The sequence below is a fragment of the Paracoccaceae bacterium genome (assembly GCA_033344815.1).
In the GTDB taxonomy this organism is placed as follows: domain Bacteria; phylum Pseudomonadota; class Alphaproteobacteria; order Rhodobacterales; family Rhodobacteraceae; genus Roseobacter.
On sequence record JAWPMR010000001.1, the window covers coordinates 570,486 to 585,059 of the forward strand.

At 56.8% G+C, this 14,574-nt stretch carries 17 protein-coding genes; 5 read left to right on the forward strand and 12 right to left on the reverse strand.

Features of this window, described 5'->3' with window-relative positions; genetic code table 11:
• Nucleotides 1-11: 11 nt before the first annotated feature.
• From R8G34_02705 to fabD, 10 genes are all read right to left on the reverse strand, one after another.
• On the reverse strand, nt 12-569 hold the full coding sequence (locus R8G34_02705; protein MDW3221790.1) for an HK97 family phage prohead protease: 558 nt from the start codon (nt 567-569) through the stop codon (nt 12-14).
• Between the two features lie 38 nt (nt 570-607).
• Nucleotides 608-829, reverse strand: a complete 222-nt coding sequence (locus tag R8G34_02710) for a hypothetical protein (protein MDW3221791.1) — start codon at nt 827-829, stop codon at nt 608-610.
• Nucleotides 822-2,000, reverse strand: coding sequence for a phage portal protein (locus tag R8G34_02715; protein ID MDW3221792.1), 1,179 nt, complete (start codon nt 1,998-2,000; stop codon nt 822-824). Before R8G34_02715 ends, R8G34_02710 begins: the two co-directional genes overlap by 8 nt.
• 167 nt (nt 2,001-2,167) lie before the next feature.
• A complete protein-coding gene (locus tag R8G34_02720; GenBank protein MDW3221793.1) occupies nt 2,168-3,394 on the reverse strand; it encodes a terminase family protein in 1,227 nt (408 codons plus the stop codon).
• 656 nt (nt 3,395-4,050) lie between these two features.
• On the reverse strand, nt 4,051-5,217 hold the full coding sequence (gene mltG / locus R8G34_02725) for an endolytic transglycosylase MltG (GenBank protein MDW3221794.1): 1,167 nt from the start codon (nt 5,215-5,217) through the stop codon (nt 4,051-4,053).
• Nucleotides 5,217-6,476: a beta-ketoacyl-ACP synthase II gene (gene fabF / locus R8G34_02730; protein MDW3221795.1), complete on the reverse strand. Its 1,260-nt coding sequence runs from the start codon at nt 6,474-6,476 to the stop codon at nt 5,217-5,219. The genes mltG and fabF overlap by 1 nt, the downstream gene beginning before the upstream one ends.
• An 88-nt stretch (nt 6,477-6,564) precedes the next feature.
• A complete protein-coding gene (locus R8G34_02735) occupies nt 6,565-7,098 on the reverse strand; it encodes a GNAT family N-acetyltransferase (protein MDW3221796.1) in 534 nt (177 codons plus the stop codon).
• Between the two features lie 166 nt (nt 7,099-7,264).
• Nucleotides 7,265-7,498 (reverse strand): acyl carrier protein, encoded by a 234-nt coding sequence (locus R8G34_02740; protein MDW3221797.1) that lies wholly within the window; start codon nt 7,496-7,498, stop codon nt 7,265-7,267.
• Nucleotides 7,499-7,750: 252 nt separating this feature from the next.
• Complete coding sequence (gene fabG, locus R8G34_02745) at nt 7,751-8,488, reverse strand: 3-oxoacyl-[acyl-carrier-protein] reductase (protein MDW3221798.1); 738 nt, start codon at nt 8,486-8,488, stop codon at nt 7,751-7,753.
• 9 nt (nt 8,489-8,497) lie between these two features.
• Complete coding sequence (gene fabD, locus R8G34_02750; GenBank protein ID MDW3221799.1) at nt 8,498-9,430, reverse strand: ACP S-malonyltransferase; 933 nt, start codon at nt 9,428-9,430, stop codon at nt 8,498-8,500.
• Nucleotides 9,431-9,633: 203 nt separating this feature from the next.
• Here fabD and R8G34_02755 point away from each other — a divergent pair, with 203 nt between their 5' ends.
• Nucleotides 9,634-10,833 (forward strand): cytochrome b/b6 domain-containing protein, encoded by a 1,200-nt coding sequence (locus R8G34_02755; protein ID MDW3221800.1) that lies wholly within the window; start codon nt 9,634-9,636, stop codon nt 10,831-10,833.
• Between the two features lie 68 nt (nt 10,834-10,901).
• Here R8G34_02755 and R8G34_02760 read toward each other — a convergent pair whose 3' ends face one another.
• On the reverse strand, nt 10,902-11,474 hold the full coding sequence (locus R8G34_02760) for a YceI family protein (GenBank protein MDW3221801.1): 573 nt from the start codon (nt 11,472-11,474) through the stop codon (nt 10,902-10,904).
• A 420-nt stretch (nt 11,475-11,894) separates the two neighbouring features.
• Between R8G34_02760 and rpsF the strand changes: the two genes are divergently transcribed.
• The 3 genes from rpsF to rplI are packed head-to-tail and all read left to right on the forward strand — an operon-like array spanning nt 11,895 to nt 13,142.
• Nucleotides 11,895-12,248: a 30S ribosomal protein S6 gene (gene rpsF / locus R8G34_02765; GenBank protein ID MDW3221802.1), complete on the forward strand. Its 354-nt coding sequence runs from the start codon at nt 11,895-11,897 to the stop codon at nt 12,246-12,248.
• Between the two features lie 26 nt (nt 12,249-12,274).
• The gene (gene rpsR / locus R8G34_02770) at nt 12,275-12,502 is read left to right on the forward strand and encodes a 30S ribosomal protein S18 (protein ID MDW3221803.1); all 228 of its coding nucleotides are present in this window, start codon (nt 12,275-12,277) and stop codon (nt 12,500-12,502) included.
• 10 nt (nt 12,503-12,512) lie between these two features.
• On the forward strand, nt 12,513-13,142 hold the full coding sequence (gene rplI, locus R8G34_02775) for a 50S ribosomal protein L9 (protein ID MDW3221804.1): 630 nt from the start codon (nt 12,513-12,515) through the stop codon (nt 13,140-13,142).
• 88 nt (nt 13,143-13,230) lie between these two features.
• Here the strand turns inward: rplI and R8G34_02780 are convergent, their stop codons facing one another.
• The gene (locus tag R8G34_02780; protein ID MDW3221805.1) at nt 13,231-13,869 is read right to left on the reverse strand and encodes an MliC family protein; all 639 of its coding nucleotides are present in this window, start codon (nt 13,867-13,869) and stop codon (nt 13,231-13,233) included.
• 184 nt (nt 13,870-14,053) lie between these two features.
• On the opposite strand from R8G34_02780, the gene R8G34_02785 reads away from it, so the two are divergent.
• A complete protein-coding gene (locus R8G34_02785; protein ID MDW3221806.1) occupies nt 14,054-14,545 on the forward strand; it encodes a lytic transglycosylase domain-containing protein in 492 nt (163 codons plus the stop codon).
• Nucleotides 14,546-14,574 lie beyond the last annotated feature (29 nt).

Sequence of the window (14,574 nt, forward strand, 5' to 3'; positions counted from 1 at the left end):
AAAGGGGCGCGTTAGCGGCGCGCCAGATCAGCGCGCGCGCCTGCAAAGACCGCGGCCATGTCACGCAGGGAACGATCAAATTCGGTGTCCTCCGATTTGCCCGCAACCCGCGCACTGGGAAGCATGGGGAAGGTCACCAGCGACACTTCCCAAAGCTCCAGTTCCTTCAAGAGCCGCTGGCCCTTGGTGTTCTTGATGGCTTTCTTGGTGCGATATCCGATGGATAATCCATCGATCGCGCCTGCCTCAATCAACGCGGCGGCCTCGCGGCCTTTGGCAACGCTCTCCAGCAACCGCCCCTTGACCCAAAGCCCGCGCACATCTTCGCGCACCTCATCCCAAATTCCGATTGGTTGGGTTGGATCATGTTGCCACAGCATTTTGACTTTGGTGCCTTTGGTTGTCAGGGCTGCCAAAGATGCCGCATAGGCTCCCGCCTCAACCACATCATTGCCCTGATCCACGGCACCAAACAGACTTGCATAGCCGCTGATCACGCAACCGTCTTCCACTTCCAGCGCATCACCAAAACGGGCAAATTTACGCTCCAGCCTGGCATCGATATCCATGGCCTCACTCCTCATGATAACTTTCTTCGCCGTCCCGTTCATGGCACGGCAACCAAAACCGATTGCAACGCTTGACCGAGAAACATCGCGACAATTCCATAGACCGTCAGCCACAGCCTTTTCTCGAGTCGTTCCATCATTTCCTCGACCCGGTCCAAGCGCCGGATCAGATTGTCATGTTGAATCTCGGCGACACGCTCATGCGCCTGCAGCTTCAAACCTGGCGCGCATTGAAATCTTTCAAAATCCGCATCACTCATCCGCACTCACCGTTGGCAATCCCAGTAGCGACCGCTTTTCCGCCTGACTAAGGAAGTCCGCCTGCGCGACCCGGCTCCATTGCGCATCGCGCTCCGCGGCAAGTGCAGGCACCTGATCCAAATCGGGTTTCAATACGAGTTGCTCGCCTGTGTAGGCTGCGATCCAGTTCGCGATCGCCGCGGTGACACGCGTTGCCAGCGGCAAAACTGTCAGGCGATAGAACGCCCGGTGTGCCTCTTGATAGTTCGCGTATGTTGCATCTCCCTGAATGCCCAAGAGCATCGGCGGCACCCCAAAGGCCAGAGCGATCTCGCGCGCTGCGGCTTCCTTGGTTTTCTGAAACTCCATGTCCGAGGGGGAAAAGCCCATCGGCTTCCAATCCAATCCGCCCTCAAGCAGCATTGGGCGACCTGCGTTGCGCGCGCCCTGATGGTGGCTTTCCATTTCGCTGACCAGACGGTCATATTGATCATTGGCCATTGTGCCTTGCCCTTCAGCCCCCCGGTAAACGATCGCACCCGATGGGCGTGCGGCGTTGTCCAGTAAGGATTTCGACCAGCGACTGGCGGAATTATGCACATCCACTGCCATCGCCGCTGCCTGCATCGGGGTGAAACCATAGTGGTCATCCTGAGGATGGAAGCTTTTGATATGGCAAATGGGCACCTGCGTAGCCGTGGCATCAAACCGGTGTTTGCGCCCGCCAACGGCATATTCGTAAGCGATGGGCCAACCATCATTGCCTGGCACAACGCTCATACGATCAGAGCGCAAGACATGCAGCTCGATAGGCAGAGCGCTCTCATCTGCAACCGCCTCGACATAGCCATTCCCAGTCAGCAGCAACTGCGCGTACAGCGCCTCAAGCAGTTCCGCGCGGCCCTGCATCGGGTTTGGACGCGATACGAGATCAATGATCGGATGGGCGTCATAGCGCTGTTCGTTGTCCTGCAGGACCAAAGGCAGGGCTGCCGCTGCTTCTGCAATCAGCTTGACTGACCGAAACCCGACAGGGTTGCCTGAAAATCCGGTGCGGGTCAGTGACACCGCGTCCCGCGGGCTCCATGCGACGCGCCCAGAGGTTTGATAGGCCACGACAGGCCCGGTGGCACTCGCTTTCTGCTCAAGCACCTCCGGTGGCGTGCCGCGCTTTAGAAAGTCAAAAACCATGTCGTTTGCTCCTCATGTGGTCGCTCGCATACCAAATACACCTGCGCCAGGTTTCACAGCGCAGGGCTGATCTTGCAGCCACGAATATGTCTGATTAGGATTTCAAAGATGCGAAGCTACCGTACGGTGCTCTTAAGCCCTTTGATTACGTCAAAAACGCGCGCTGGTTACAAAGAGCGCACGCGCGGAGCCCGCCAGTTGGCGGCAGGCTCGATCATCAATTCATGCAAGGCCCAGACAAGCGCATCCACCCGGTCGGGCGAGCCCTTGCCTTCGTAACCCTGCAAGGTCATGCGACACATCTGATCTTCGAGCCCATCCAGCCCGGGCATATGACGCACGCGCCCTTGTTCATAAAGGGCAGCTATTGGCTCTGCCCGCGCAACCTTGCCGCGACTGGCGTGCACGCTCTTATAGGGAACCAGCGGATCCACCTGGCGCAAGACTTCTGCAACCATCTGCCCGCCCTGATTAACTTCGGCGATCAAACGGTCCGCGCCGTATTGCTCCATCGCCGAAATCGCTGCTTGCGCCCAACCGGCGGGGGATGCACCGGCCACGGTGCAATCCGCCAGAACGACCGCGCGCCAATCCTGTGGCGCACCGCCCATTTTTACCCCTGCGACCACGATACCGCATTCATCCGAGGCCACCCCACCGGTCGTAGAGGGGTCGATTGCCACAACGATCCGGTCTAAATCCGGCATGTCCATGACGCGACATTTTTCGATGCCTGCCGAGGACCACAAAGCGCCCTCCGCGTCTTCCAGTAAAATACCGTCCAGTTCCTGACGTCCAAGGCGTGTTCCCTTGTAACGCTCGCGCACCTCTTCAAGAAACGAGGATGCCAGGTTCGCAGCGTTCGCTTCGGTCGGGGCCTGCGTCAGCACGGTTGAGGGTGACTTCAGCAGCTTTTTTAAAACACCCACGTTGCGCGGTGTTGTTGTGACACAGACCTGCGGTTTCTCTCCAAGCCGCAAGGCAAATTGTAACATATCCCATGTGTCTTCGGCCTTTTTCCACTTGGCCAGTTCATCCACCCATGCGGCATCAAACTGCGGCCCTCTGAGCCCTTCTGGATCAAATGCAGAGTGAACCGATGCAATTGCACCATTTGGCCAAACCAGCCGTTTGCGCCCCGCCTCCCAAACGGGTCGCCTGTCGGGCGGCGAACAGGCAAGAATGCCGCTGTCGCCAAAAACCATTACTTCGCGCACCTGATCAAAGGTCTCACCCACCAATGCGACGCGACGGGAGCGCCCTTCATCTGTGGGTTTGGACCCTTCAACCTGTGCGCGTACCCATTCGGCGCCTGCGCGGGTCTTCCCCGCCCCGCGTCCGCCCATGATTACCCAGGACCGCCAGTCTCCCTCTGGCGGCAACTGATGTTCCATCGCCCAAAATTCGAACAAGTAAGGGAGAGCCAGAAGCTCTCCCTCCGTTAGATCATTCAGAAATTGGTCCTGTAGGTCGCGTGCAGCGGAGCCGATCCAGCTTGCACCCAATACTAGCCCGTGCTCTTTCGAGATCGAGGGCGTAGCCCCCACGGACGATTCCTGCGTGTTTACTGCGACATTCGACAAGGCGGTTCTCCACTTTCTGGCAAGTCTCCAAGAGCGACACGGCCTGTGTCACGGTCTTGGACCCCTGCGCCGTCACTGCACCATCTGTTTCGCGGACCCGTTCTTTGAGGTCTTGAAGTTCATTACGCAAATCTTTGATGGAACCGATGACCGAGTTTAACAGGTCTTCGGTTTGCGACTCTACGAGCTCTGGGGTGATTAAAGTCATTCAGGTCTTTACCTCTCATGCGCGTAGTCTCCGCACGAGAGAAACGAAAAAACGACCCTGCGGGATCACTCCCGGGGTCGTCTGCCCACTTCTTCTAGCATGTCACAAGTTATACGTTCAACCGTGCGCAAAGTCAAGAAAATTCCAGTGAAACCAAAAAGATAACCGTACGGTGCAGTTAACGAAAGTTAATTTCAACTCTCCAAATCCACGCCACTACATCGTTTAGACGGGCTTCAGCAGACCTTGTTTGCAACGCTCAATTGCCGGAGGTTTGGTTGGCCCTTTCCGCCTCGATCTGACGCCACTTGGCCACGTTGCGATTGTGCTCATCCAGCGTTGTGGCAAAGGCATGTCCGCCCGTGCCGTCCGCCACGAAAAACACGTATTCCGTTTCCAAAGGCCGTGCCGCCGCCTGCAGACTTTCTGTCCCCGGGTTCGCAATCGGTGTCGGTGGCAAACCTTCGATCACATAGGTGTTCCAAGGCGTTGCTGCACGCAATTCGCTGCGGCGCAACCCGCGCCCCAGAACGCCCTGCCCTTTGGTTACGCCGTAGATCACCGTGGGGTCGGTCTGCAGACGCATCCCCCGGTTCAAGCGGTTCACAAAAACACTGGCCACCTGCCCGCGCTCTTCGGCGACCCCGGTTTCTTTTTCGATAATCGAGGCGAGCACCAACAATTCCTCAGGCGTTTTCACAGGCAGGTCTTCATCCCGGTTCTGCCACGCCTGCGCGACCCGCAGCTCCTGCGCAGATTGCATGCGCGCAATGATGTCCGCACGATCATCGCCCGGCCGTACCTCATAACTGTCCGGGGCCAGCGACCCTTCGGGCGGCAATTCGGCAACTGCGCCCTCCAGCACATCCATTGACTTCAGGCTTTCCACAACTTGCCAGCTGGTCACGCCTTCGGCCAACGCCACGCGAAAGCGTGTATCCGCCTGCGCTTTTTTCTCGCCATAAATTTCGGGTGTGTCTTCTTCGGCAGGCGTAAAATTCGCACGTTCCGCAAATCGATTTGTCTCCGGATCCAATTCGCGCACCTGAATGCCAAGGCGATTGACCCCAATGCGGTACACCACTTCGGTGCCGCAGGTGCTGGCACCGCCACGGGTCACGATATCAACAATGTCTGCCATGGAAGCGCCGGGATCGAGCAGGTAGCTCCCGGCCTTCAACTGGGTTGTCTTATCCGCATAATCCGCACCCATCCTGAAAATCGCCGGCGAACTGACCGCACCTTGCTCCTCCAGATCGACGCTGACACGGCGCATGTTGGTTCCACTGGGCACCTGCAAGCAGATCGCCTGCTGCAGCGGCCCCGCAGCATCATACTGCCCCCGACCCCACAGGATCACGCCGCCCATCAGAAAAAGCAGCACAATCAGCATGGTAACCGCGTTGGACGCGATGTGTCGCCACATCAGCTTACCTTTCCGAAAATCACGCTGGCGTTGGTGCCCCCAAAGCCAAAGGAATTTGACAAGGCCACATTTACTTCCCGCTCGCGCTTGGCATTTGGTGCCAGGTCAATCGGCGTTTCAACGGCGGGATTGTCCAGATTGATTGTCGGCGGCACAACCTGATCGCGGATCGCAAGGATCGAAAAGATCGCCTCGATTGCTCCCGCAGCTCCCAAAAGGTGCCCGGTCGAGGATTTCGTCGAAGACATCGTAACGTTCGCCGCGTGATCACCCATCACCCGTTCAACGGCCCCCAACTCGATTGTATCGGCCATGGTCGATGTGCCATGCGCGTTGATATAATCGATGTCCGTTGGTGCCAGCCCGGCATTGCGCAACGCATTGCGCATGGCGCGTTCGCCGCCTTCGCCGTCCTCGGAGGGAGCCGTGATGTGATAGGCGTCCCCGGACAAGCCATAGCCCAACACCTCGGCGTAAATCTTCGCGCCGCGCGCCTTGGCGTGCTCATATTCTTCCAGCACAACAACGCCCGCACCCTCGCCCATGACAAACCCGTCCCGGTCCACATCATAGGGTCGGCTGGCCTTTTGCGGGTCATCGCCGCGTTTGGTGCTCAATGCCTTGCAGGCGTTGAAACCTGCGATTCCAATCTCGCAAATGGCCGCCTCGGCGCCTCCAGCGATCATCACATCCGCATCACCAAAGGCGATCAGACGGCCCGCATCCCCAATGGCATGCGCTCCTGTGGAACAGGCGGTGACCACCGAATGGTTCGGGCCCTTGAAGCCATACTTGATGGACACCTGACCGGAAATCAGGTTGATCAAAGCGCCCGGCACAAAGAACGGCGACACCCGGCGCGGCCCTTTTTCATGCATCATCACAGCCGTGTTTGCGATGGAATTCAAACCACCGATCCCGGATCCGATCAAAACGCCCGTGCGTTCGAGGCTTTCCGTGTCCTCGGGCTGCCATCCGGAATCTTCAACGGCCTGCTGCGCTGCCGCGAGGCCAAACATGATAAAGGTATCGACCTTGCGCTGATCTTTCGGCGCCAGATACGTATCCGCATTGAAGGTCCCGTCCGAGCCATCACCCAACGGAACTTCGCACGCGTATTGTGTGACCAGTTTTCCGGGGTCAAATCCGGTGATTGGTCCCGCGCCTGATTGACCCTCAAGAAGCCGAGACCAGCTCGCTTCAACCCCGTCAGCCAGCGGTGTAACCAGTCCCAAGCCTGTGACAACAACTCTGCGCATCGTAATGCCCCTCTTCTTTTCGTCTCCCCCCATACAGCCTTGCGAGGTTTTTGTGCAAGGGCGCGGCGGGGTGGTGACCTTCGACCTATTATTGCGGCGGGCCTTTTCGCACCATCAGGCGTACGGGACTGCCCTCATATTCGGCATCGCGCAAATGCACATACCCCGCGGCTTCGGCAATCTTTACGGATGCGCTGTGTTCGGGCGCAATCATGCACACCAATTGCCCCGTCACGACGCGGTCAAACCAGTCATGAGCGGCACGTACCGCTTCTATCCCGAATCCCTGACCATGGGCCTCCGGGGCCAAAACCCAACCCGCCTCCGGAAACTCATCGAAATCCTCACCCAGATCGCGCTTGTTGTAGGAAAAACCAACCTGACCAGAAATCTGCGGCATCCGGTGTTGCTGAATGGCCCAAATCCCGAACCCAGTGATTTGCCAATGGCCGGCATGGCGCAGGAACGCCGACCATGCTTTGCTCCGGGGCCAGATTTCTCCGTTGATATGCATCACAACTTCCGGCATGGCCCAGATTTCCGCGAACCTGCCGAAGTCCTCAGGCCGCATGCCACGCAACGTCAGCCGGGATGTATTGATCGTCGGAATGGTGCGCGACATCTCGCTGCCTCTGTTCTGGTGGCGGGGTTTTGCGCCCTCTGGACTGAGAGTTGCGCAATAGGGTGCATCTTTTCAACCCCCAAGCGATGTCGCAATAGCAAAAGGCGTCCCTCCCTGCGGAAAGACGCCTTTGTATTTTTAAAGAGCGGGCAGAACCCGCATACCTTCAGGAGGCTTCGGTAATGAACTTCACCGCGTCACCAAAAGTCTGGATGGTTTCGGCAGCATCATCGGGGATCTCTATGCCGAACTCTTCCTCAAATGCCATCACCAGCTCAACAGTGTCGAGGCTGTCGGCGCCAAGGTCGTCGATGAACGAAGCGTTTTCTGCCACTTTGTCCTCTTCAACACCCAGGTGCTCCACAACGATTTTCTTAACGCGATCTGCGATGTCGCTCATATTAGTCCCTCATTCGTTCGGGCCAAAACTGGCCCCTTTCGGTTGTTCCCCGCCTCGGCTCTGTCGAGATCGGCAAACGTGTGCCCCAAAAAGGGCGGCTCTGCCCAGCAAATCGCAAACACGCTGCGGTTTTGCCGGATCGTTCTGCATGCCTCTACGCACATACAGGGTCAAAACTTTGCCCCCTTTAGCACAAGCGGCACGGATGGCAAACGGAATGTGCACTCTCTATACGGGAGGCACAAACCGCATCTACAACATGGCCATACCACCATTCACATGCAAGGTCGTACCTGTAACATAGGCGGCCTCCGGACTTGCAAGGTACAGCACTGCTGCGCTGATCTCGCCAGGCGTTCCCATCCGGCCAGCGGGAATTTGTCCCATGATTGCAGACTTTTGATCATCGTTGAGCTTGTCCGTCATCGCCGTTTCGATGAATCCCGGGGCCACGGCATTTACCGTGATGCCCCTGCTTGCAACCTCATAAGCAAGGCTTTTGGACATGCCGACCATGCCCGCTTTGGAGGCGGCATAATTCGCCTGTCCAGGATTACCGGTCGCCCCAACTACGCTCGAAATATTCACGATCCTACCCCAACGGGACTTCATCATGCCACGCATGACGCCCTTGCAGAGCTTGAATGTCGCAGTAAGATTCACATTCAGAACGGACTGCCATTCGTCATCCGACATGCGCATGAACAGGTTGTCGCGCGTAATCCCGGCGTTATTCACCAAAACATCGACCGACCCCATCGCCTCCACGGCTTGTTTGGGCAAGGCGTCTACCGCCTGCATATCGCTGAGGTTACAGGGCAAAACATGCGCGCGTTCACCCAATTCGGCCGCCAAAGCCTCCAATGGATCAACCCGCGTGCCAGACAAGCCGACCGTCGCGCCTGCCGCGTGAAGCTGGCGCGCAATTTCGGCACCAATGCCCCCGGATGCGCCGGTGACCAGCGCGTTCTTTCCCGTCAAATCAAACATAACCACCCTCTATCCTTCCAATGCCGCTTTGATGTCATCGGGTGTGCCGATGTTGCGCGTCGCGCAGTCCTTCGCAATGCGCCGGATCATACCGCTGAGCGCTTTTCCAGCCCCAATTTCCCAAAACTCTGTCACGCCCTGCGCCACCATCCACTCTACGGAGGATTTCCAGCGCACGCGCCCGGTGACCTGATCAACCAACAAGGAAGCGATCATAGCAGGATCGCTTACAGCCTCCGCAACCACATTTGCGACCAGCGGCACTTTTGGCGCTTTCAAGGTGACGGTTTCCAGTGCCCGCGCCATTTCAGCCGCCGCCGGTTCCATCAACGCACAGTGAAAAGGCGCCGATACCGGCAGCATCAACGCGCGCTTAGCGCCCGCTTCCTTGGCCAGACCAACCGCGCGCTCAATGGCTTCCTTGTTTCCGGACACCACATTCTGAGCTGGGTCGTTTTCATTTGCGACCTGACAGACCTGACCTTCAGCCGCCCGTGTAGCCACATCAGAAGCTGCGTCAAAATCCAAACCCAGAATCGCGGCCATCGCCCCCACGCCCACCGGTACGGCTTGTTGCATAGCCCGTCCCCGAATGCGCAGAAGACGCGCCGCATCCGCGATGCTGAAAGTGCCGGCCGCTGCCAGCGCCGAATATTCGCCCAGCGAATGGCCTGCCACAAAACCCGCGCGCTCCATCCCCAGGCCCTCTGCCTCCAGGCTACGCAGCGCCGCAATTGACGTTGCCATCAAAGCAGGCTGCGCGTTTTCCGTAAGCGTCAGGGTTTCGATGTCCCCGTCCCAGATCAGATCGCTTAGCTTTTCGCCCAGAGCATCGTCCACCTCGTCAAAAACCGCACGCGCGGCCGGATAGGCATCCGCCAGAGCGCGGCCCATGCCAATGGCCTGTGCGCCCTGACCCGGAAAAACAAATGCGATGCTCATGAAATCGCCTCCCCCTCTTTTTTGTTACATCCCGCTTAGCCTGCGCGCGCAAGCGAGGCAACGGTCCTCCCCGCAATTTCATGGACATCGCAACCAGAGCCATCCCTCGCGGTCGCGCGCAGAAGCTGTGCGTGCGGGGCCATTGCCGTCTGGGGAAGAACCGTTAAGTTGACAACAAAACGCATGAATTTGTGAGGCGCGCAATGTCACTGTCAAATACTGCCACGCATTACGGCGCAGTCACCAAAACCTTCCACTGGCTGACAGCTCTGCTCATTCTTACTCTTATTCCGCTGGGCATCTATGCCAACGGTCTGCCTTACGAAACGTCAGAGCAGCTGGCTCAGAAAGCCTGGCTGTTCTCGCTGCACAAAACACTGGGCGTCACGGTCTTCTTTACCGCGCTGGCGCGCATTCTCTGGGCGCTGAGCCAGCCAAAACCTGGCCTGCTGCATCCGGATCGCAAGTTGGAAAGTCTTGCGGCTGAAACCGTGCATTGGCTGCTTTATGGATCGCTGTTGCTGGTGCCGCTTTCCGGCTGGATACATCACGCCGCCACCGATGGTTTTGCACCGATCTGGTGGCCATTCGGGCAAAACCTGTTTTTCGTGCCAAAGTCCGAAGCCATCGCCGGTGCCGCCGCCGGGTTGCACATTGTCTTTGAGCGTGTTCTCGCGGGTTCAATATTGCTGCATTTTGCCGGCGCTTTAAAACACCATTTTGTCGACAAGGACGTAACCCTGCGGCGGATGCTGCCCGGTACCCCCACAGTATCACAGGGCCAAAGCGGTCACCGTATCGCCGCGCCCCTCTTCAGTGCCCTCGCAATCTGGGCGGGCGCTCTTTTCATCGGCAATGCGCTGAACCTCTATGCGGGCCATGATGCCAATATCACGGCGGCGTCTCTCGAAGAGGTTCAATCAGATTGGGCGGTTCAGGAGGGTGATCTGGCGATCGTCGTGCAACAGTTGGGATCCGATGTGCGCGGCACATTCGCGGATTGGACTGCTGACATCAGCTTTGATGAAACCATCGAAACAGGCGTTGCAGGTACGGTCGAAGTCACCATTTCAATTGGCTCGCTCACCCTTGGATCAGTAACAGGGCAAGCTCTTGATGCGGATTTCTTCAACGCAGAGGCTTTTCCAACCGCCCTGTTCCAAGCTGATATCCAGCGATCCGAAACAGGATATGTTGCAGAAGGCACCGTAACGATCAAAGATCAATCCAATCCCGTCACGCTCCCCTTTACACTCGAGGTCGTCGATGGGGTCGCAACCATGCAAGGCAGCACGCAATTGGACCGCCGCGATTTCGCGATTGGAGACAGTCAAAAAGACGAAGCATCGCTGGGATTTGGCGTGGACGTTGAAATATTGCTGACTGCTGTACAAGCGGAATAAATTCCGGCGCGAACGAAAAAGGCCGCGCTGAACAAAGCGCGGCCTTTACCTTGAATATCGGTGGGCGATTATTCAGCCTTCATCGCCTCAATGGAGATGACAACTTCGATCTCGTCGCTGACGAAAGGCGCAAAGTTGCCGACGCCAAAGTCTGAGCGCAACAGGGTTGTGGTTGCGTCAAATCCTGCCCAGGGCTTGCCGGCTTGTGGGTGATCGCCCATCTGGTTCAGTTTTGCGTCCAGCACGACGGATTTTGTCATGTCATTCATCGTCAAATCGCCGGTGATCAACGCAGTGTCGTCCCCGGTTACCTCGATAGCCGTTGACGTGAATGTGATCATATCGCTCTCCTCCGCGCCGAAGAAATCGTCCGACATGAAGTGATTTTCGCGTTTTTCCCAGCCTGTAAACATGCTCATAAGCGGCATGGAGACATTCACCGATGATCCGCTTGGGTCTGCTGGGTTCAACATGATTTCGCCCTCAAAACCCGAAAACATCCCATAGGTCGTCGAAAACCCTAAGTGGTTGTAGCTAAACACAACCTGGCTGTGACTGGCATCCAGCAGGTATTTTTCGGCGGCGGCTGATGCCATGCCGGCGGTTGCGGTCAAAGCAGCTGCAAGAAGAAGCGATTTCATTGAGAGAGACTCCTGTTGGTTGAAGATATGTTTTATGTGGGGTGACGAGGCTGTATGGCAATTCTGCAGCTACAAACAATTTCTGCGCGTTCATGAACAAAGAGCGCGATATTTTTTGGTTATCTTGCGACAGCGCACAATATACTGCGCTCTGTTACGGGCGTGCATCCCCGTGCCCAAATGTCATCAGCGCTTCAGCCATTCTCTGCGCAATCAATTCACCCCCGAACCGCGCCCCATCCATGTCAGTCTGCGGAGGCCGTTTTAGTCAAAACGATCAGGCTTGCGTCACGGGCCAGAGCGTGTATATCGGCCCTTCCTTTTGCAAACGTTTTTGAACCGCGCAGTCTCTCGTGGCGGGGCCGCAAAAGGATCAGGCCCCCCCTTTGAAATGCGCCTTGATATAAATAAGGAAGTCACATGCCAAAGTATGAGCATGTTATGATCGCGCGTCAGGACCTGTCCAACACGCAAGCCGAAGGGCTGATCGAACATTTTGGAGCCGTCCTGTCCGACAATGGCGGCGCACTCGTGGATCACGAGTATTGGGGCGTCAAAACGATGGCCTATAAGATCAACAAAAACCGTAAGGGGCACTATGCCTTCCTGCGTTCGGATGCCCCTGCACCGGCCGTTCAGGAAATGGAACGCCTGATGCGTTTGCATGACGATGTGATGCGCGTTTTGACCATCAAGGTTGATGATCACGCCGAGCTGCCCTCCGTGCAGATGCAGAAACGTGACGAACGGCCTGACCGCCGTGAGCGCCGTTGATCGACATTAGGACAAGGATATAACCCATGGCCGCTAAACCATTTTTCCGCCGTCGCAAGGTCTGCCCTTTCTCGGGTGATAACGCGCCGAAAATCGACTACAAAGACACACGTCTGTTGCAGCGCTACATCTCTGAGCGTGGCAAGATCGTGCCTTCCCGTATCACCGCAGTCTCCGCCAAGAAGCAACGCGAACTGGCCCGTGCCATCAAACGCGCCCGCTTCCTCGCCCTGCTGCCCTACGCTGTGAAGTAAGGAGAACATCATGCAAGTTATCCTACTCGAACGCGTCGCGAAACTGGGTCAGATGGGCGAAGTCGTCGATGTGAAACCCGGCTACGCCCGCAACTTCCTGTTGCCACAAGGCAAGGCGTTGTCAGCTTCCAAAGCCAACATCGAAGCCTTCGAAGAGCAAAAAGCGCAACTCGAAGCGCGCAACCTTGAGACCAAAGCCGAAGCCGCTTCGCTGGCCGAAAAACTCGACGGACAGCAGTTCATCGTGATTCGCTCTGCCTCTGACGCTGGCGCTCTTTACGGCTCCGTCACCACGCGCGACGCCGCCGAAGCCGCCACAGAAGCTGGTTTTTCAGTGGATCGTAAGCAGGTTGTGCTGGAGCCCATCAAGGAACTTGGCATTCATGTCGTTCAGGTTGTTTTGCACCCTGAGGTCGATGCCACTGTGGAACTGAACGTTGCGCGGTCGCCCGAAGAGGCCGAATTGCAAGCCGCCGGTAAATCCATTCAGGAACTGGCAGCCGAAGAAGAAGCCGCAGCAGAGTTCGAAATCTCCGAACTCTTTGAGGACATCGGTGCTGCAACTTCTGAGGATGACGATCTGGCCGAGGCCATTTCTGAGCCGTCCGGTGATCAAGAAGACACGGCTGGCAAAGCCTGATCTTCCGCCATATCTACAATCCAATGCCGGGCTCTTTCTTCAAGCGCCCGGCTTTCTTCTGCAATGTGCAAACATTAAAAAGCTCTGATCAGCGTTCCTGTGCGATCACGCAAGAAAAGGTCGCCCCATCAGGATCAGGGTCGCGATAGCTCGCTTCGTTGCCCTTGATCCAGATAGACCTGCCAAAGTTACCCTCGTATTTCGATCCGGACGCGGTTGGCACGAGCGTGCCTGTGTCAATCGTATCGCCACGCTCAAACCGAACGCTTGGCAGTGTTGTATCAAAAAACGACGTAACGACTTCGTTTGCCGGATTGTCGTCGCATGCCCAAAAAACCACGGATGCCGGGCTTTGCAACATCCATTCAGTGACAAGCTGGGCCTCGCGACGCAGATAGGAAAACGCCACGCAATCTCGTAAATCGCTGGCCTTCCAACACTCATCCCGCCCCTTGATCCATCCCCGTTGCGTGGCGCGCAGCTTATTTTTTGCGTCCTCAGTACCACTGTCCATGCCATTGATTACATCAATCGCAGCCGCATATCGCGCTGATACCGTCTGATCCAAACGGGCTAATTCGGCGTCTTCGCACACCAGTTCTTCAGCCGAACTCTCTGCTTTGGTGCAATCAAACGAAGGACCTCTATCTTGTGCAAAAACCGGGGCCGTTCCCAGCAGCAAAAGTGCAATTGGTATCCTGACCATATAGCTATAATTCAACCTCATTCATTGCAGCCCTGAAGCCAACCTTAGTCCGGGGGCTGTGCAACTCAAGTCAAAGCCGCGGGCTGCAAGCCGATAGTTCTTGTCACCACATAAAGCGACACGCCGCCGACCTCCCCATTTATCGCTTGAACAGACAGACAGGGTCCATAGTGTCGCGCTTAAATTCAACGGAACCCGGAACACCATGTCCCACAGTTTTCACCAAAAGCAACGGCAGACCAGACGCGTCTTTTTAGCTTTTTCAACGGCTGCTTTGCTTTGTGCATGCTCTGCGTCTGATGTGGACAGTCTTGATCCACCACTCTACCCCAATGAGACGCCTGAGTTACGCGCGTTGATCAACCAATACGCTGATCTCTACGACCTGCCCCGCCCGCTTGTGCACAAGCTGGCCATTCGCGAAAGCACGCACAGGCCTTGGGCCCGGAATGTTCCCTACTATGGATTACTGCAAATTCTGCCGCAGACCGCGCGTACGATGGGGTTTCGCGGGCAACCAAACGACCTGTTGGATGCCGAAACCAACCTTAAATATGCTGGGAAATACCTGCGCGGTGCATGGTTATTGTCGGACGGAAATCAGGATACTGCGATCAGTTGGTACGCGCGCGGGTATTACTATGAGGCCAAGCGGCGCGGGATGCTGGTCGAAACCGGGCTGCGACCTGCTGTGTAATTGCACCCATAGCGTGAATTCCTGACTTG